The organism is Chromohalobacter sarecensis (assembly GCF_023061135.1).
Taxonomy (GTDB): domain Bacteria; phylum Pseudomonadota; class Gammaproteobacteria; order Pseudomonadales; family Halomonadaceae; genus Chromohalobacter; species Chromohalobacter sarecensis.
Genome location: NZ_JAKGAN010000002.1, coordinates 540945 through 559380, shown reverse-complemented (window position 1 = coordinate 559380; position 18436 = coordinate 540945). Strand labels below are relative to the sequence as shown.

The 18436-nt window shown below is 61.4% G+C and carries 14 protein-coding genes; 2 read left to right on the top strand and 12 right to left on the bottom strand.

What is annotated here, in order from left to right; translation table 11 throughout:
• Positions 1 to 897, bottom strand: a complete 897-nt coding sequence (cysM, locus tag L1071_RS05445; RefSeq protein ID WP_246969630.1) for a cysteine synthase CysM — start codon at positions 895 to 897, stop codon at positions 1 to 3.
• Positions 898 to 1080: 183 nt separating this feature from the next.
• Between cysM and L1071_RS05440 the strand changes: the two genes are divergently transcribed.
• Positions 1081 to 3837: an ATP-binding protein gene (locus L1071_RS05440; protein WP_246969628.1), complete on the top strand. Its 2757-nt coding sequence runs from the start codon at positions 1081 to 1083 to the stop codon at positions 3835 to 3837.
• An 11-nt stretch (positions 3838 to 3848) separates the two neighbouring features.
• On the opposite strand, the gene pdxJ is transcribed toward L1071_RS05440, so the two are convergent.
• The 9 genes from pdxJ to rpoE form a co-directional block, all read right to left on the bottom strand.
• Positions 3849 to 4664 (bottom strand): pyridoxine 5'-phosphate synthase, encoded by an 816-nt coding sequence (gene pdxJ / locus L1071_RS05435; RefSeq protein ID WP_246969626.1) that lies wholly within the window; start codon positions 4662 to 4664, stop codon positions 3849 to 3851.
• Positions 4665 to 4721: 57 nt separating this feature from the next.
• Positions 4722 to 5426 carry a DNA repair protein RecO gene (recO, locus tag L1071_RS05430; RefSeq protein ID WP_246969624.1) on the bottom strand — a complete coding sequence of 235 codons (705 nt, stop codon included), beginning with the start codon at positions 5424 to 5426 and terminating at the stop codon, positions 4722 to 4724.
• A gap of 30 nt (positions 5427 to 5456) precedes the next feature.
• Positions 5457 to 6356 carry a GTPase Era gene (gene era, locus L1071_RS05425; protein ID WP_246969622.1) on the bottom strand — a complete coding sequence of 300 codons (900 nt, stop codon included), beginning with the start codon at positions 6354 to 6356 and terminating at the stop codon, positions 5457 to 5459.
• A complete protein-coding gene (gene rnc, locus L1071_RS05420; protein ID WP_246969620.1) occupies positions 6353 to 7045 on the bottom strand; it encodes a ribonuclease III in 693 nt (230 codons plus the stop codon). The genes era and rnc overlap by 4 nt, the downstream gene beginning before the upstream one ends.
• Before the next feature lie 81 nt (positions 7046 to 7126).
• Positions 7127 to 7930 carry a signal peptidase I gene (gene lepB, locus L1071_RS05415; RefSeq protein ID WP_246969618.1) on the bottom strand — a complete coding sequence of 268 codons (804 nt, stop codon included), beginning with the start codon at positions 7928 to 7930 and terminating at the stop codon, positions 7127 to 7129.
• Between the two features lie 11 nt (positions 7931 to 7941).
• Positions 7942 to 9762, bottom strand: coding sequence for a translation elongation factor 4 (gene lepA, locus L1071_RS05410; RefSeq protein WP_246969615.1), 1821 nt, complete (start codon positions 9760 to 9762; stop codon positions 7942 to 7944).
• A 194-nt stretch (positions 9763 to 9956) separates the two neighbouring features.
• Complete coding sequence (locus L1071_RS05405; RefSeq protein WP_246969613.1) at positions 9957 to 11390, bottom strand: DegQ family serine endoprotease; 1434 nt, start codon at positions 11388 to 11390, stop codon at positions 9957 to 9959.
• 340 nt (positions 11391 to 11730) lie between these two features.
• Entirely contained in the window at positions 11731 to 12489 is a 759-nt protein-coding gene (locus tag L1071_RS05400; RefSeq protein ID WP_246969611.1) for a sigma-E factor negative regulatory protein, read from the bottom strand.
• 221 nt (positions 12490 to 12710) lie between these two features.
• Positions 12711 to 13316: an RNA polymerase sigma factor RpoE gene (gene rpoE, locus L1071_RS05395; protein ID WP_246969609.1), complete on the bottom strand. Its 606-nt coding sequence runs from the start codon at positions 13314 to 13316 to the stop codon at positions 12711 to 12713.
• Positions 13317 to 13703: 387 nt separating this feature from the next.
• Here rpoE and L1071_RS05390 point away from each other — a divergent pair, with 387 nt between their 5' ends.
• Positions 13704 to 14783: a 3-deoxy-7-phosphoheptulonate synthase gene (locus L1071_RS05390; RefSeq protein WP_246969607.1), complete on the top strand. Its 1080-nt coding sequence runs from the start codon at positions 13704 to 13706 to the stop codon at positions 14781 to 14783.
• 103 nt (positions 14784 to 14886) lie between these two features.
• Here the strand turns inward: L1071_RS05390 and dinG are convergent, their stop codons facing one another.
• Both dinG and L1071_RS05380 read right to left on the bottom strand, forming a co-directional pair.
• On the bottom strand, positions 14887 to 17052 hold the full coding sequence (dinG, locus tag L1071_RS05385) for an ATP-dependent DNA helicase DinG (RefSeq protein WP_246969605.1): 2166 nt from the start codon (positions 17050 to 17052) through the stop codon (positions 14887 to 14889).
• A gap of 3 nt (positions 17053 to 17055) precedes the next feature.
• Positions 17056 to 18330, bottom strand: a complete 1275-nt coding sequence (locus tag L1071_RS05380; protein WP_246969603.1) for a DEAD/DEAH box helicase — start codon at positions 18328 to 18330, stop codon at positions 17056 to 17058.
• Between the last annotated feature and the right edge of the window lie 106 nt (positions 18331 to 18436).

Sequence of the window (18436 nt, the reverse complement as noted above, 5' to 3'; positions counted from 1 at the left end):
TCAGCGCTCCGGGGCGAACAGGCCGGTGGACAGGTAACGGTCACCTCGGTCGCAGACGATGAACACGATCACCGCGTTTTCCACTTGCTCGGCGATACGTAGCGCACCGGCGAGCGCGCCACCGGAAGAGACGCCCGCCAGAATGCCTTCTTCGCGGGCGAGCAGACGCATATGTTCCTCGGCTTCCTGCTGGCCGATATCCAAAGTAACGTCGACCCGTGAGGCATCGAAAATGCTCGGCAGGTACTCCTGCGGCCAGCGACGAATGCCGGCGATGCTGGCGCCATCGGCAGGCTGCAGGCCGACGATCTGAATGTCGCTGCGGCGTTCCTTGAGATACTGCGAGACGCCCATGATGGTGCCGGTGGTGCCCATCGAGCTGACGAAATGGGTGATTTGCCCGTCGGTCTGCTCCCAGAGCTCCGGCCCGGTGGTGCGATAGTGCGACAAGGGATTATCAGTATTGGCGAACTGGTTGAGCGGCTTACCCTCGCCCCGCGCGATCATCTCATCGGCCAGGTCGCGGGCGCCTTCCATGCCCGCCTCCTTGCTGACCTCGATCAACTGCGCGCCATAAGCAGCCATCGCCTGCTTGCGCTCGCTGGAAGCGCTCTCGGGCATGATCAAGGTCATGCGATATCCCTTGATCGCCGCCGCCATGGCCAACGCGATGCCGGTATTGCCCGAGGTCGCCTCGATCAGGGTATCGCCAGGGCTGATCTCGCCACGCGCCTCGGCCTCTCCAAGCATCGATAGCGCCGGGCGGTCCTTGACCGAGCCCGCCGGGTTGTTGCCCTCCAGCTTGGCCAATAACGTGTTGTTTCGACCTGCGTTCAGCCGGGTCAAACGAACCAACGGCGTGTGGCCGACCACATCCGCGAGAGTGGGAAATTGCATGGATTCATCCTTTGCTGACCGCGACCCCCATCGATACGCCTGGCGTGAGCGATGCGCGTCGCTTTGGAACGCATTCGTCGGTTATTCGCTGCGCCCAATTATATCCGGGACCGCCCGTCGGCGACAGGCGAACCCGCTGAGTGTGGCATACTGGCGATGGGGAACACGAAGGGAGCGGTCGGAATGTCATTAAGGCTGCGTTTGCTGCTTTTATTGCTGGGTTTGCCACTCGGCGTGGGAATCGCCTATGGGGCGTATGACGTCTATGCCGGGCGCCAGGAGGCGCGCCAGGCTCTCGTCACACGCATCGCCGATGTCACCACCACTTTGGCACCGGCCTTCACGCTGGCGCTCAATGAAGGACGTGACGAGCATCTCCGCCAGTTGGCCCAACGCCTGCTGGATATCGATGAAATCGACGCTGTCAGCGTTCGCGATGGCGACGGTGAGGCCGTGCTCAGCCTCGGCGAAACGCAGCACGACCCCGCCCGGCCGATGCCAACCCAGGGCACATTGCAGGAGCACGCGCAACGCTGGCGCTGGCTGCAACCCATGGGCACGGTCGACACGGACCAGGACACGGCAGGCGATGCCACGGCCTACTGGCTCGATGTCGATATGGGTACCACGACACTGACGCTGGCCTTTTATCGCCAGCTAGCCGGCCACGGCATGGCCGGATTGGTGCTGGGCCTGCTGCTGTTCTTGCTCGCTTACCCCTTGAGCCGCCGTCTGACCCGGCCATTGCAACATCAGATCGACTTGCTCGAACGCCTCAACGGCGGCGATTACAGCGCTCGCCTGAAGCCTCGCGGCGCGCGCGAACTGGCCACGCTGGGGCATCAGCTCAACGCCCTGGGCGATCACATGATGCGCCTGCGCGAGGACACCCAGGCACAGATCGATCAGACGACCTTCGATTTGCGCGAGTCGATGGAAACCATCGAGGTCAAGAACATCGAACTCGATATGGCCCATCGCCGCGCGCTGGAAGCCAATCGCATCAAGTCCCAGTTTCTGGCCAATATCAGCCATGAAATCCGCACGCCTCTCAACGGCATCATCGGGTTCTGCCAACTGCTCGGACGCAGTGCTCTGGACAGCCGCCAGCGCGAATGGCTCGAACAGGTACAAACCGCCTCGGACAACCTGCTTTCGCTGATCAGCGATGTGCTGGACTTCTCCAAGATCGAGGCCGGCAAGCTCGAGCTGGAAACCGTGCCGGTAGACATGGTGGCGCTGGTCGATGAGGTGCTCGGCCTGCAGGCGCCCAACGCCCAACGCAAGAGCCTGCATCTTTTGGGACTGGTCTACGACGATGTGCCCGACCAACTGCTCGGCGATCCGCTACGTATCAAGCAGGTGCTTACCAATCTGGTCAATAACGCCGTCAAATTCACCGAGCGCGGCGAGGTCGTGGTCCGCGTCATGCTCGATGATCTCAGCACCACCAGCACCAAGCTACGCATCAGCGTGCGCGATACCGGCATCGGCCTCGATCTAGCGAGTCGCGAGCGACTTTTTCAGGCTTTCAGCCAGGGCGATGCCAGCCGCTCGCGCCAATACGGCGGCACCGGACTGGGGCTGATGATAAGCAAGCGTCTGGTGGAGCAGATGGGCGGTGAGATCGACGTTGAAAGCGAGAGCGGCGAAGGCACGACCTTCACGTTTTCGCTGACGCTCATCGCCACGCAACAACGCGAACGCCTTCCCGAATTGAACCTGGGCGGTTATCGCGTCGGTTTGTTCGAAGCCCACGCCGCCAGCCGTCGAACCTTTACGCATCTGCTCGAGCGCTGGGATGCCCACGTCGTGTCGCTGTCCTCACGGAATGCCTGCAAGACCCCGCCGCCGGAGATCGATCTATTGGTGCTGGGGCTGACTCATGACGACCTGCGTCCCCGCGAGATCGCGGCCTGGCGCGAGGTGCTGAATCAGTGCGCCTGCCCCGGGCTGCTGTTGGTCAATGCCGACCCCTTCGAGTTGCCCGATCTAGCGCTTCCCCACGGTGGCGAAATCACTACCAAGCCTGTGTCGCGACGCGGGCTGGGCAATGCCCTCAATGCCTTGTTGACAGGCGAACGCGAGTCGTCGCGCACGATACCGGAAGCATCATCGCTCGCGCCTTCCGGGAAGGTGCTGGTCGTCGATGACACACCCTCCAACCGCTTGCTGGTCAAGGAACTACTCCAAGACCGTGGCTTGACGCCGCTACTCGCGGGAAGCGGCGAGGAGGCGCTGGCAATAGCGCATGGCGAGTCCATTTCCCTGGTGTTGATGGATATCCAGATGCCCGGCATGAACGGTGTGGACACCATGAAAGCGCTCCGCGCGCTTAGCGACGACTGGCAGCGGCAGCCTATCGTGGCACTGACCGCCCACGCGCTCGAAGAGGAACGCCAACAGTTGCTGCGCGACGGCATGAGCGACTGCTTGATCAAACCGATCCGCGAAGCGGCGCTGGACGCTCTGCTCAAGCGCCACCTGGGCGATACCGTCAATTCCGCGTCCGACCCTCGTCCCACGGCGCTTCCCGCACCACCGCCCGACGCGGCACCGACGCCAACAGCTCAGGACGATACCGCTGGGGATGAATTACCGGTGGTCGATATGCAGCTTGGCATGCGCATGGCCGGAGGGCGCGAGGCGCTGGCGCACGATATGCTCAGCCTGCTGTTCGAGCATCTGGATGAATCCGAGCAGGCGATTCACGCCGCTTGGGCCGCCCAAGATGCCGAGGCTTTCCATGAGCAGGTCCATCGTCTCAATGGCGCCTGCCGCTACTGCGGCGTGCCGCAACTGGCCTTATTGGCGGAGACGCTGGAAACCCGCTTCAAGGCCCAGGGCCTCGAGGCCTGCCAGGGACTCTATGCGGCACTTCAGACCGCGATCACGCGGCTACGCGAGTGGCAGGCCGAGTACTGGCAGACCGAGCACTGACGAACCCAGGCTCAAGCGCCGCAGCACTCGCCGGTATCGTCATGATCGTGGTCGTGGTCGTGCTCATGGGCATCGAGCTGCGCCATGACCCCGGCTTCCTGTCCGGCGATCGCGAGGCGCTTCATGTCCGCCACGGCCTCCTTGAGGCCGACGAACAGCGCCCGTGCAATGATCGCGTGCCCGATGTTGAGTTCGTGGATACCGGGGATCGCGGCAATCGCCTCGACGTTGTGGTAATGCAACCCGTGACCAGCATTGACCGTCAGCCCCAGCTCGAACGCCATCTCGGCCGCCGCCACCAGGCGCTGGTACTCGATACGCTGTGCTTCGCCACTGGCCTCGGCATACGCCCCGGTATGCAGCTCGACGGTCGGCGCACCCAACTCGAACGCGGCCTGGATCTGGGCCGGCTCGGGGTCGATGAACAGCGACACTTCACAGCCCGCTGCCGCCAGGCGCCGACAGGCCTCACCGACGCGCTCGCGTGCGCCGGCGACATCGAGCCCACCTTCGGTGGTAAGCTCTTCGCGTTGTTCGGGTACCAGGCAGACGTTGGCGGGACGCAACGCCTCGGCGAAGGCAATCATCTCCTCGGTCACGGCCATTTCCAGGTTCATGCGCGTGGCCAGTGTTTCGGCGAGCACGCGCACGTCGCGCTCCTGGATATGGCGGCGATCTTCGCGCAGGTGCAGGGTAATGCCGTCGGCGCCGGCCTCTTCGGCCAACATCGCCGCCTGCACGGGATCGGGATAGCGTGTCCCGCGGGCCTGGCGCAGCGTAGCGATATGGTCAATGTTGACGCCCAATAGAATACGTGGCGGATGCATGGCGGATTCCTTTCAATGAAAAAGTATGAAATGAGCGATTAGGCTTGCGTTCGGTATCTAGTTGGCGCGTCGACGCTCGGCCAGTCGCCGCATCAATTCTCGCGAGCGCAGCGGGCGCTCACCTAATAAGGGCGCCAATGCCGCACGCGTGACATGCTTGGCAACGCCCGCCAGCCCCGGCGCCTCCCAGTCGCCCCGCGCCAGCCATTTGAGGCTGCGTCCGTCGATGCCGCCCTGGCCGGCCGCGACGGCACGAAAACAATGCCCCTCGGCGTGGTACAGATAATGCGTGTAGGCATCCAGCGGAGCATCGTGCTCATCGACGAAACGCGGCGCCATGTCGAGGCTTTCCAGCAGGGTGATTTCCAGGCGTCTCAACGCTCCCGCTCGCTTGGCCGGCGATGGCAGGGCCTCAAGCGTCAGCGCGTATACCGAAAAAACGTCGCCTACCGGATACTCCAGCGGCAATGCCCGCGCCATGAGTTCGTTGGCGTAAAATCCGCACAGCAACCCTTCACCGGCTAGCAAGGCCGTACTGCCCTGGCTTTCGAGCAGACGCAAACGCTTAAGCTCGCCGTTGCCGCTCCAGGTGACATGCAGGGGGGAAAACGGTTGCAGAATGCCGCGCGCCTTGCTGCCACCGCGCTGCACGCCTTGGGCAACGGCACGCACGCGCCCCTGGGTGAGCGTCAGCAACTCGACGATGGCGCTGGTCTCACGATAGGGACGCTTATGCAGTAGAAAGGCCGGTTCAGGCGTCATCGCGGCATCCATACGCCATGGCAGGCGCCATCAGTCGAGATCGTAACCCAGGCTCTTCAGGGCGCGATCGTCGTCGGACCAGCCCCGCTTAACCTTCACCCAGAGGTTGAGCATGACCTTGGCATCGAAAGCACGCTCCATCTCCAGACGGGCTTCGCGGCCGATGTTCTTGATCCGTTCGCCCTGATCGCCGATCAGAATTTTCTTCTGTCCCGAGCGTTCGACCAGAATCAAAGCACTGATGTGCAGCGTCTTGCCGTCATCCTTGAATTCCTCGATCTCGACGGTCATCTGATACGGCAGTTCGTCACCCAACTGACGCATGACCTTCTCGCGCACCAACTCGGCGGCCAGGAAACGCTGACTCTTGTTGGTGACCTGCTCTTCCGAGAAGTAGTGCACGCTTTCCGGCAAGCGCTGGGCGACTTCGGCTTCAAGTTCGGGCACGTTGGTGCCGTTCTTGGCCGAGAGCGGCACGATGGCCGCGAACTCGCGCTTCTTGCTCACGCTATCCAGCCACGGCAACAGACTGCTCTTGTCCTCGAGCCAGTCGACCTTGTTGACGGCCAGAATCACCGGTGCCGGCACGTTGCTGAGCTTCTCGAGTACTACATCGTCTTCCTCGGTCCACTTGGTGCGGTCGACGATGAAGATGACGCAGTCGATATCGCGCAGGGCGTGCGTAGCGGCCTGATTCATGAAGCGATTGATCGCCTTGTTGCGATCGCGCGTCTGAATGTGCATGCCCGGTGTATCGACATAGATGAACTGGGTATCTTCTTCGGTCTTGATGCCCATCACCTGATGGCGCGTCGTTTGCGGGCGCCGTGAGGTGATGGATATCTTTTGCCCAAGAATCCGATTCATCAGCGTCGATTTGCCGACATTGGGGCGGCCAACAATGGCCACGAAACCACAGTGTTGCGTCATGCGTGTCTGCTCTGGGAAGGTTCGAGTATTTCCAGCGCCTTTTCGGCGGCTTGCTGTTCGGCGTGGCGGCGGCTGGAGCCGACGCCCAACGTATGATCCTCGAGCATCGCGACATGACACTCGATGGTAAAGACCTGCGCGTGCGCTTCGCCTTCGACCGAGACGACGTCATAACGCGGCAACGCCGACTGCCGCGACTGCAGAAATTCCTGCAAGCGTGTCTTGGGGTCTTTCTGGTTATCCTGCAGATCGAGCGCTTCCAGGCGCGTCGCGTACCACGACAGCACCCGCGCCTTGGCGACGTCCATGCCCGCATCGAGATAAATGGCGCCGATCAACGCTTCCACGCCATCGGCGAGGATCGAATCGCGCCGGTAACCGCCACTTTTCATCTCGCCGGAGCCGAGTCGCAGGCATTCGCCCAGCTCGAACTCGCGCGCCAGTTCGGCCAGGGTCTGCCCTTTCACCAGCCGCGCGCGCAAACGCGACAACTGACCTTCTCGGGCCTGGGGAAAACGCTGAAACAGCGCTTCGCCGATCACGAAGTTGACGATGGAGTCACCCAAAAATTCCAGGCGCTCGTTGTTCTGGCCCCCATAGCTACGATGGGTCACCGCCAATTCAAGCCGCGCGGCATCGCGAAACTGGTAACCAATTCGTTTACTGAGGGCGTACAAAGGGCTACTCACGACACTGCCTTTTTCATCTGTTCTGGGTGAAGCGGCGGAGAGCATGGCTCTCCCCCAGCATGAGTCATTCGAGAGTATGGTTCACTCGATGACTCTGACACTAGAAAAACTCGGCAAGCCGCTATCCCAGTGCATCCAAACGGCGAACGCCTTACCCACGATGTTCTCTTCCGGTACGAAGCCCCAGTAGCGGCTATCGTTGGAATGATCGCGGTTGTCGCCCATCATGAAATACTCACCATCCGGCACCACGATCTCGCGCATTTGCGGACCGGGATCGTCGGGATTGTTGTAAATGGCGTGAACCACGCCATCCAACTGTTCCTCGAGCAGCTCCTCGCCAGGCGCTGCCTCGATGTCATCGCCGGTTACCGATTTACTGACCGGTTCGCCGTTGACGTAAAGCTGCTTGTCTTCATAGCGAATGCGATCCCCCGGCAAGCCGATGACACGCTTGATGAAGTCGACCGAGGGGTCGTCCGGGAAGCGGAATACCATGACATCGCCGCGCTCGGGTTCACCGAAATCGACGACCTTGGTATTGATGACGGGTAACCGCAGCCCGTAAGTGAATTTGTTGACCAGAATGAAGTCCCCGACCTTGAGCGTCGGACGCATCGAGCCGGAGGGAATCTGAAACGGCTCGACCACGAAACTCCGCAGCACCAGCACGATCAGCAACACGGGAAAGAAGGAACGCGCATAATCCACCGCCCAGGGTTCCTTGACCAACTTGCCCCGTGTGTCGGCATCCAACCCAGCGTCGACTTGCGATTCGGCTTTTTCCAGACGAGCGCGGCGGGCTCGCCGCCACCAGACGATATCGACCAGCCAGACAATGCCGGTGACGGCGACTGCCAACACCAGCAACAACGAAAAATCCATGGCTATGATTCCTAATCATTCATCTTGAGGACGGCGAGGAAGGCATCCTGGGGAATTTCCACTTTACCTACCTGCTTCATGCGCTTTTTGCCTGCCTTTTGCTTTTCGAGCAACTTCCGTTTGCGGGTCACGTCGCCGCCGTAACACTTGGCAGTGACGTTCTTGCGCAACGCCTTGACGGTCGAGCGCGACACGACCTGACCGCCCAGCGTCGCTTGGATCGCGACATCGAACATTTGGCGCGGGATCAGCTCTTTCATCTTTTCTACCAACGCACGGCCACGCGGATGCGCGTGGTCGCGGTGCACGATGGTGGCGAGCGCATCGACGCGGTCACCGTTGATCAGTACGTCGAGACGCACGAGATTGGCGGCTTCGAAACGCTCGAAGTTATATTCGAGCGACGCATACCCCTTGGAGATGGACTTCAAGCGATCGAAGAAGTCCATCACCACTTCGCTCATCGGCAGCTCGTAAGTGAGCTGAAGCTGACTGCCCAGGAACAGCATGTCGAGCTGAGTCCCGCGACGCTGCTCACACTCGGTGATGACGTTGCCAACGTATTCCTGCGGCACCAGAATGCTGGCGCGCACGATGGGCTCGCGCATCTCTTCGATGTCGGCCATGTCCGGCAATTTGGATGGATTGGAAACATAACGTACCTCGCCATCCTTCATGACCAGCTCGTAGATGACCGTCGGCGCCGTGGTCAGCAGTTCTAGGTCGTACTCACGCTCGAGACGTTCCTGGATGATCTCCATGTGCAGGGTACCGAGGAAACCGACACGAAAACCGAAGCCTAATGCATCGGAATTCTCGGGTTCGTAATCCAGCGAGGCATCGTTGAGCGCGAGTTTTTCCAACGCATCGCGGAACTCTTCGTAATCGTCGGAGCTGACCGGGAACATACCGGCGTAGACTTGAGGCTTGACCTTCTGGAACCCAGGCAAACGCGCGACATCGTCACCGCCTTTGGCATGCACGATGGTGTCGCCCACCGGTGCGCCATGGATGTCCTTGATGCCCGCGACGACGAAACCGACCTCACCGGCACGCAGCACACCGGTCTGCTTGCGCTTGGGCGTAAAAACGCCCACTTCGCTGACTTCCCAAGCCCGCTCGGTGGACTTCATGCGAATCTTGTCGCCCTTCTTGAGCGTGCCGTCGAAGAGACGCACCAGGGAAATCACACCCACGTAGTTGTCGAACCACGAGTCGACGATCAACGCCTGCAACGGCGCTTCGGGGTCACCCTTGGGCGGCGGAATGTCACGCACCAAGCGTTCGAGCAAGGCTTCCATCCCCAGGCCACTCTTCGCGGAGACCTGGCAGGCATCGGTGGCATCGATGCCGATGATTTCTTCTACCTCATGGGCCACGCGATCGGGGTCGGCCTGGGGCAGGTCGATCTTGTTGAGGACCGGCAGGACTTCGAGCCCTTGCTCCACCGCCGTGTAGCAATTGGCCACCGACTGCGCCTCGACCCCTTGCGCCGCATCGACCACCAACAGCGCGCCCTCGCAAGCATAAAGCGAGCGCGACACTTCGTAGGAAAAGTCGACGTGGCCCGGCGTATCGATGAAGTTGAGCTGATAGACCTGACCATCGTCGGCCTTGTAGTCCAGTGTCACGGACTGAGCCTTGATGGTGATGCCTCGCTCACGCTCGAGATCCATCGAGTCGAGCACCTGCTCCTTCGTTTCACGCTCGGTCAGACCACCACAAATCTGAATGATGCGGTCGGAGAGCGTCGACTTGCCGTGGTCGATATGGGCAATGATGGAGAAATTGCGAATGAGTGGAAGCGTTGCGTTATTTTCGTCGCGGCTCATCAAGTCCTACCTGAGTCAGAAACACGATCCGGCCAAGCAATACCGCTAGGCAAGCGTACGCGGACCGACGGGCATTCAATTGAAGGACATTGTACCGGCAAGCATCTTCTATGGACAGCGAGGGCGTGTGATCGACACAACGAGGCCCCGACAGCGCGGGGCCTCGATTCCTGGCATCGGCAGCCGGTTCGGCGTCAGTCGTCGTCGGACTGCAGCCGCAGCGCCACGAACAGCGAACGCCCTTCGCGAACGATACGCACGGGAATGGCGCGGTCGGTAGGCGCGTTCTTCACCGCCTCGATCAGGGCATCGGTGTCCTCGATGGCGGTGCTATCGAAGCTGACGATGACGTCGCCACGCGCGATCCCGGCAGCGGCCGCGGCGCCGCGCGGATCGAGCTGGCGCACTACGACACCGTTGTCGACGTCGAGTTGACGGCGTGCCTGATCGTCGAGGTCGCTGATCGCGACGCCCAGGCGCGACTGGCTGTCGTTTTTGGGGCCCTGTTGGCTGGAAGCCATCTTACCCTCTTCCGGCCAATTGCCCACGGTGACCTCGACATTCTGAGGTTCGCCGTCACGCAGAATACTCAGCGTGACGTCATCGCCAGGCGACACACGGCCCACCAATCGCGGCAAGGTGGTGGAGTCCTCGACCTCTTCGTCGTCGACCGACAGCACCACGTCACCGGCCTTGAGCCCGGCTTCGCTGGCAGGGCTGTCATCGCTGACATCGGCAATCAACGCACCGCGCGTATCGTCGAGGCCGAAGGATTCCGCCAAATCGTCCGACACGGGCTGTATCACCACCCCGAGCCAGCCACGGCTGACGTGTCCGGAGTCTTTCAACTGATCGGCGATGTCCATCGCCACGTTGATCGGGATGGCGAAGGAAACGCCCATGAAGCCACCGCTCCGGGTGTAGATCTGGGAGTTGATACCCACGACCTCGCCATCGAGATTGAACAAGGGGCCGCCGGAATTGCCGGGATTGATCGCCACGTCGGTCTGGATGAAGGGAACGTAAGCGTCACTCGGCAGGGTGCGATTGATAGCGCTGACAATGCCTGCGGTGACCGAATGATCGAACCCGAAGGGCGAACCGATGGCAGCGACCCACTCGCCCACCTGCAGGGCGTCGGAGTCGCCCATGTCGAGTGTCGGCAAATCGTCGGCATCGACCTTGAGGACGGCGACGTCGGTTTTCTTGTCGGCGCCCACCAGGGTGGCCTCGAGCTCGCGGCGGTCGTTGAGTCGCACCACGATCTCGTCGGCACCATCCACCACATGCGCGTTGGTCATGATGTAGCCGTCATGGCTGATCACGAACCCTGACCCCAGCGAGTGGCGTTCTTGACTGCCCTGACCGGGCGTTCCCGGCGTCATGGGCGGCATCTGATCGCCGAAGAAGTGGCGAAAGATATCGGGGACGCCCTGTTCACCGAATGGCGAGCCCTGCATGGCCCGTGTATCGACCTTGCTGGTCGTAGAAATGTTGACGACGCCCGGCGCGGCGTCTTCGACCAATTGCGTGAAGTCCGGTAATTCACGTGCCTGAGCGAGCTGCGCAGCGCATAGCGCCACGACAGCGAATAACAGCGGGGTGACATAACGAGAGAGACGTTGCATAAAAGACTCCTGATAAAAAGCGTGAACTCGTTAACCTAAACGAGGAGTCACATTGACAACTGCCGGTGCGCATTACCGGCTTACCATGGGTCGACAGCGAGAAACGTAGCATCGACCACTACATTGATACACTAACGGGACAAGAGTTCACTGAACAACGCAATTAGTTCAACGCCACATGTTCAATGCGTGTCCCTGAGCCCTGCCAGCCGCGACCAGCACCTCTGCACAACGCGTCGACGAATCGCCAAACGACAAAAGGCGCGCCCCTGACAACAGGTGACGCGCCTTGGCATAGAATCGATGGAGCCGTCATATGCAGACGACGAATGGCATGAGGTTAACGCTGACTCGCCACCTCGGCAGCCGAACCATCGGATCCGCGAGAAGACGACATCCAAGCCTCACTCGCGCCATCAGACTGCTGCCGGTTCAAGTACGCCTGCAGAAGGCGCGCCTGTTCGTAGTCGCTGCGTGACGCCTGACGCGGGGAGTCGGAAAAGAGCGACGCGTCCATGCTGACTTCCGTGGCACCACCGGGGCCTGAAGGTGCGAGGCTGGGAAATACCGGATTCGCCCCGGACGAGGTCAAGAACCCGGTACTATCGCCGCCGAAGCTCGCGAGCCTGGCACCCGCACCGCCTCCCGAAGGCGCACTCTGAAGCGATGCTGGTTGCACGCTGGCGCCGCCGTCACCGGAAGAGGCGTTACCACTGGCAAACTCGGCGCCTTCACCGCTGACACCGCTTGGCGAGTTGGCGTTATACACCTGAACACCGGTGATGACCATCAGCGACACCGCAGCGGCGATAGCGGCGCTACCGGCGAAAGAAAACGGCACCCCACGGCGCGTGCCAGATGTCGCCGCTTCCTGCACCGCAGGCTCGTCGGCAAGACGTGCCATGATACCGGCGGACAGATCCGCACTGACATCCACACCGCGATCACGCTGCATCATACTGCGCGCCAAGTGATAACGTCTCCATGTGTCGGCGTCTTCAGGGGCGTCTTGCAACGACCTCATGACACGGCGTATCTCGAGATCGTCGCCCTCATTATCCATCAGCGCGGACAAGGACTCTCGCACGTTCTGATTCATACTTACCCCCTCACATTCGAGAAGACGAATGCCCATCGTCTACTGGGCGCTACGCAGCGGTTCACGTGTGGCAACACCTTTTCTTGATATCTTGCACGAGCATCCTGCCCACTTGACGCGGTAGCGCCCACTCATTCCACTGGTACTCGTTGAGACGTCAAAGTCGCCGGACAGTTCACTTTTGAATGCGTCGCGCGACATTTTTTTATCACCCAACCTGGTCACTCGACCGTGGCATCGGCCTGGCGCGGCGCGTTCAGCATCGGCTCGATGGCTTTGTCCACCGCCTCGCGCGCCCTGAAGATGCGCGAACGCACCGTACCTACCGGACACTGCATGATATTAGCAATGTCTTCATAGGCAAGCCCGTCCATCTCGCGCAAGGTAATCGCGGTGCGCAGATCTTCCGGTAGGTTCTCGATGGTCTCGAATACCACCGCCTCGAGCTGATCGCGCTGCAAAGCGGCTTCGGGGGTTTCAATATCGGAAAGGCGACCGCTATGATCGAGCACCTCGGCATCCGCGATGTCCATGTCGCTGCCCGGCGGGCGGCGGCCCCGAGAAACGAGATGATTCTTGGCGGTGTTGATGGCGATGCGATACATCCACGTATAAAAGGCACTATCGGAGCGAAACTTGCCCAAGGCACGATAGGCCTTGATGAAGGCTTCCTGCGCGACATCCTGCACTTCGGCGGGATCATGCACATAACGCCCAATCAAGCCGAGAATCTTGTGCTGGTACTTCTTGACCAAGAGATCGAAAGCCCGGGTATCTCCCTTCTGGGCACGCTCGACGAGCTGGTGATCGGTTTCCCTAGTGCCCATTCATTCTTCCCCCATGCCGGAGGCACTATAAAGCGAAGCGCCGACAACGGCGCCAGCGCAGGAAAATTGCATCTGCTGTGTGGTCATCATGTTCCAGTCGAGCCCACGGGGCGCTGAATGATCGAGGTAATGGATGAAATTGGGCGAAGACCTGCGGTCATGTGGCCGATCCACTTGCTTAACTTAAGTAATGCCTAGTGTTCCTTTTTCTGCCCGCCCCATCAAGGCGATAAAGCGGCGGATGCGCTAATGGCATCCAAAAGTTGACCGTCATCATCGCGAGAAGTTCGTCCATGAGATTGATTTTCCCGGCGCCGACAAGCGATAGTAGCGCTTTCTCGCAAGCGAAACCGATGCCCTTCGCGACACATATCTACAGGTAGCGGAATGTCAGAACAGCAGGTCAATAACATTAACGTCCTTTCCCAGGACGTACTGGTCACACCCGAAGCGCTCAAGCGTGAAATCCCCCTTTCCGAGGAGGCCGAACGCACGGTACTCGAAGGGCGCCGAACCGTTCAACGGATTCTCGACGGCGACGATCCACGCCTCGTCGTCGTCATCGGTCCTTGCTCGATCCACGATGTGGAGGCAGCACGCGATTATGCCCGCCGCCTGCGCCAGTTGGCCGACGAGGTGAGCGATAGCCTGTACGTGGTCATGCGTGTGTATTTCGAGAAGCCGCGCACCACCGTCGGCTGGAAGGGTCTGATCAACGACCCGCACCTCGACGACACCTTCGATATCCAGGAAGGGCTGCGCACCGCCCGGCGCCTATTGGTGGAACTCGCCGAAATGGGCCTCCCCCTGGCCACCGAGGCGCTCGATCCCATCTCGCCGCAGTATCTGCAGGATTGCATCAGTTGGTCAGCCATCGGCGCACGCACCACCGAGTCCCAGACACACCGCGAGATGGCCTCCGGCCTGTCGTCGCCAGTGGGCTTCAAGAACGGCACCGATGGCAGCCTCGACGTCGCGGTCAACGCGCTCAAGTCCGTTGCCCATCCGCATAACTTCCTGGGTATCGACCAGGGCGGACAAGTCGCCGTCATTCGCACACGCGGCAATCCCTACGGCCATATCGTGTTGCGCGGCGGCAACGGCAAGCCCAATTATGACAGCGTCAGCGTGACCCTCGCCGACAATGAGCTGCGCCAGGCGGGCGTGATACCCAACATCATGGTCGACTGCTCGCACGCCAACTCCAACAAGGATCCGTCCCTGCAGCCCTTGGTGATGGATAACATCGCCAATCAGATCCTCGAGGGCAACACCTCGATCATGGGGCTGATGGTCGAATCGCACATCGGTTGGGGCAACCAGAAGATCCCCGAGGATCGCTCGCAGCTGCAGTACGGTGTTTCCATCACCGATGCCTGCATCGACTGGCCGACCACCGAAACTGCCATGCGCGAGATGAACGAGAAGTTGAAACCGGCACTGAGCCAGCGCCAGCGCGGCGAGTAAGTGCACCTCCACGGCCCCGCCTGGCGCGGGGCCGGCGCCTACCTTCTAGCCTACCGCTCTTCCGAGCGGTGCGTCTGTGAGCAGTACGCTTGTAAGCAGTGCGCTACTGCGCCATGCCGTCGATTTCACGCCGGAAAGGCGGTAACGAATCGAGCAGCGCGCGTCCATAACGCCGCGTCAGAACACGGCGGTCGAGCAATGTGATACGCCCCTGATCGGCTTCCTTGCGGATCAACCGACCGCAAGCCTGCACCAAGCGTATCGAAGCATCCGGCACCGAGATGCGCATGAATGGATTCCCGCCTCGGCTTTCGATCCATTCCGCCAGCGTCGCCCCGACCGGATCGTCGGGCACGGAAAACGGCAACCGCGTAATCACCACATGCGTCAGATATTCCCCCGGCAGGTCGATCCCCTCGGCGAAACTGGCCAACCCGAAGATGACGCTGCCCTCCCCGGCATCGACGCGCGCACGATGACGCTGCAGCAATTCACGCTTAGGGAGGTGATTCTGCGCCGACACGCGCTGACGCACCGTCTCCGGCAACGCCTCGAGCACCGCGCGCATCTGCTTGCGTGACGAGAACAGCATGAGTACGGCTTCACGCTCCCCCAGCGCTTGGGTGAAATCGATCAGCGCGCGCTCGTGGGCCTCGCGATTACTGGGGTCGACGGCCTCCGGGGGCACGCTAAGCACCGCCCGCGAATAATCGAACGGGCTGGGCAGGCGTTGATAACGATAGCGGTTGGCAAGCCCGGCGCGTTCTTGCAAGCGCTCGAAGCGATTGAGCGCGGTCAGCGTCGCCGAGGTCACCACCGCGCCATAGCACGTGCCCCATAGATGCCGGGCCAAGGTCTCGGCAGCCGAGACGGGGCTTGCCGACAACGTCAACTCCGCCTCGCCGGCGACACGTTCGAAGGTCAACCAACGTGCCTGCGGCACGCCGTCCTCAGGGTCCGGCGTGGCCAACGCCTGCCACAAGGCATGTGCTTCCAGGGCACGACCGTGCAGCAAGGCTATCAGCGGCAGCCAGGCCTCGGCCTGTTCGCGCGGCAAGCCCGTGGCCTTTTCCGGGTCGAGGCTCTCGCGCAGGATATCGGCCATGCTCTCGAGCGTACGCGACAACTCGGCAAAGGCCGTGACCATCGACCCAGCCTGCTCGGAAAGCGCTTCGGGCACGCGCCCCATGGGGAAACGATGATGCACGGCATCGGTCGCGTCGTCGGGAAGGCCTTCCTCGCGTTCGGCGATACGATGGCCCATGGCGAACGCCTCGCCGAGGCGCGGCTCCAGCGCAGCGATGGCTTCCGGCAGGCTGCCCAGCAAACGCGCCAGGGTCGGCTGCACAGCTAACGCCGTATTGAGCTCGGTGAGCGACTTCTTCAGCGTGCGCAGCCAGCGCAGCGTGCCGTTGACCGGCAGGCGATGATAAAAGTGATCGAGCGCCTTGTCGGGCAGATGGTGGCCTTCATCGAAGACGTAGATGCATTCCTTGGGCGATGGCAGTACTAACCCACCGCCCAAGGAAAGATCCGCCAGCACGAGGTCGTGATTGGCGACGATGATATCGGCCTGGTCGAGCCCGCGGCGGGCACGAAAGAAGGCGCAGGCGCCGAAGTGGCCACAGCGGCGATTGGTGCACTGGCGATGATCGATGGTCAGGCGACGCCAATCGGCATCGTCGATCCCCGTCGGCCAGCTATCGCGATCACCCTCCCAGCGCCCCGCCGAGTAGGCGTCGGCCATCTCGTGCGCCAGGGTCTGGAAGTCATCACCGTCGCGCGACGTCATCGCTTCCTCGAAAAGCGACAGCGTGGGATTGTCTTCCCCGCCTTCCAGGACTTGATCGAGCCGCGCCACGCACAGATAGCGCCCCCGCCCCTTGGCCAGGGCGTACTCGAAATCGAGACCGCTATGCGCCTTGAGGGCCGGCAGGTCGTGATGCAGCACCTGCTCTTGCAGTGCCACCGTGGCGGTGGAAACCACCAGGCGCTTGCCCCGCGCCTGGGCGATGGGCAGTGCGGCGAGCAGGTAGGCCAGCGTCTTGCCGGTGCCGGTCCCCGCCTCGAGCACACAGACATGCTCGTTGGAGAGGCGTCGCCCGGCGTCATCCGCCTCGATGCCGCCCAGGGTTCGAGCGATCTCGGCGATCATCAGGCGCTGTCCATAACGCGGCGTCAGCTCGAGCCCATCGAGCACGCGGCGGTAGGCCGCCTGTATGGTCGCCTTGAGCTCAGGATCGAGCGCCTGGGATGCCGTTTCCGCCAAGGGTCAGAGCAACCCTTCGGGAGGATGCTGACAAGGCAGCTTGGCGTCGATGTAAGATTCGATTCCCGGCAGCGCAAAGGCGTCTTCTTCACCGACGAAACTGATCGATACGCCCTCGGCGCCGGCACGCCCCGTACGGCCGATACGGTGAACGTAATCCTCGGGATCTTCCGGCAGGGTGTAATTCACCACATGGCTGACATCATCGATATGAATGCCACGCCCTGCCACGTCAGTGGCCACCAGCACATCCACCTCGCCGTTGCGGAAGCGATCGAGGGTTTCGATACGCGCTTTTTGCGGCACATCACCGGAGAGCATCGCCACATTGATGCCGGCGTCACGCAAGGTCGAGTCGAGATTGCGCACCAGATCACGGCGGTTACCGAACACGATCACGCGTTCCATGCTCTCTTGGTTGAGCAAGTTGATCAGCAGGCGCTGCTTGTCGCTGTCACCCACCAGATAGACACGCTGATCGATGTTGGCGGCATTCTCGAGGCTGGCCTCGATCTCGACGTGTGTGGCGCCATGCGTCCACTGGCTGGCCAGGTTGAGAATGTCCGGGCTGAACGTCGCCGAGAACAGGAAGGTCTGACGCTCTTCGGCCTTGGGCGTATGCTGGATGATGCGCTTGACGTCGGGGATGAAGCCCATCGACAGCATACGATCCGCTTCGTCGAGAACCAGCACCTCGGTTTGCGTCAAATCCACATCGCGCTTCTCGTGGAAGTCGAGCAGACGCCCCGGGGTCGCGACCAGCACATCGAGCTTGCGCGACAACTGATCGCGCTGCTTCTGATAGTCCATGCCGCCAACGACGCTGGCGACATTGAGCGACGTGAAGCGCGCCAATGCCTTGGCATCTTTCTCGATCTGCAGCGCCAACTCACGCGTCGGCGCGACGATCAACGCACGCGGTGCACCGGGCTTCTGACCGTCGGGGACCTTTTCTTCCAGGAAATACGCCAGGATCGAAATCAGGAAAGCGGCGGTCTTGCCGGTACCCGTCTGCGCCTTGCCGACCACATCGCCGCCAAGCAGCGTATGCGTCAAGGCTTCCGCCTGAATCGGCGTGCAGTATTCGAATCCCAGGGCGTGAATCGCGCGCATCAGCGGCACAGGAAGATCGAAATCGTGAAAACGCCACTTGCCCGCCACCGGCGTCACCTGGAACTGCTTGATATCCCACTGGGACTGCGACCGGCGCGGCTTGCGACGCCGACGCTTGGGCTTGCGGTTCTGGGCCGGTGCTGGGGTTTTATCCGACTCACTCATAGGCTTCTATGTCTGTCCATATTCGTACGCAAATGCATGAATCCAGCGCGCTTTTTCGCCTTTCCGGAGCGCGCCACGGCCATCGCGACAGCCAAGCTGGATCACG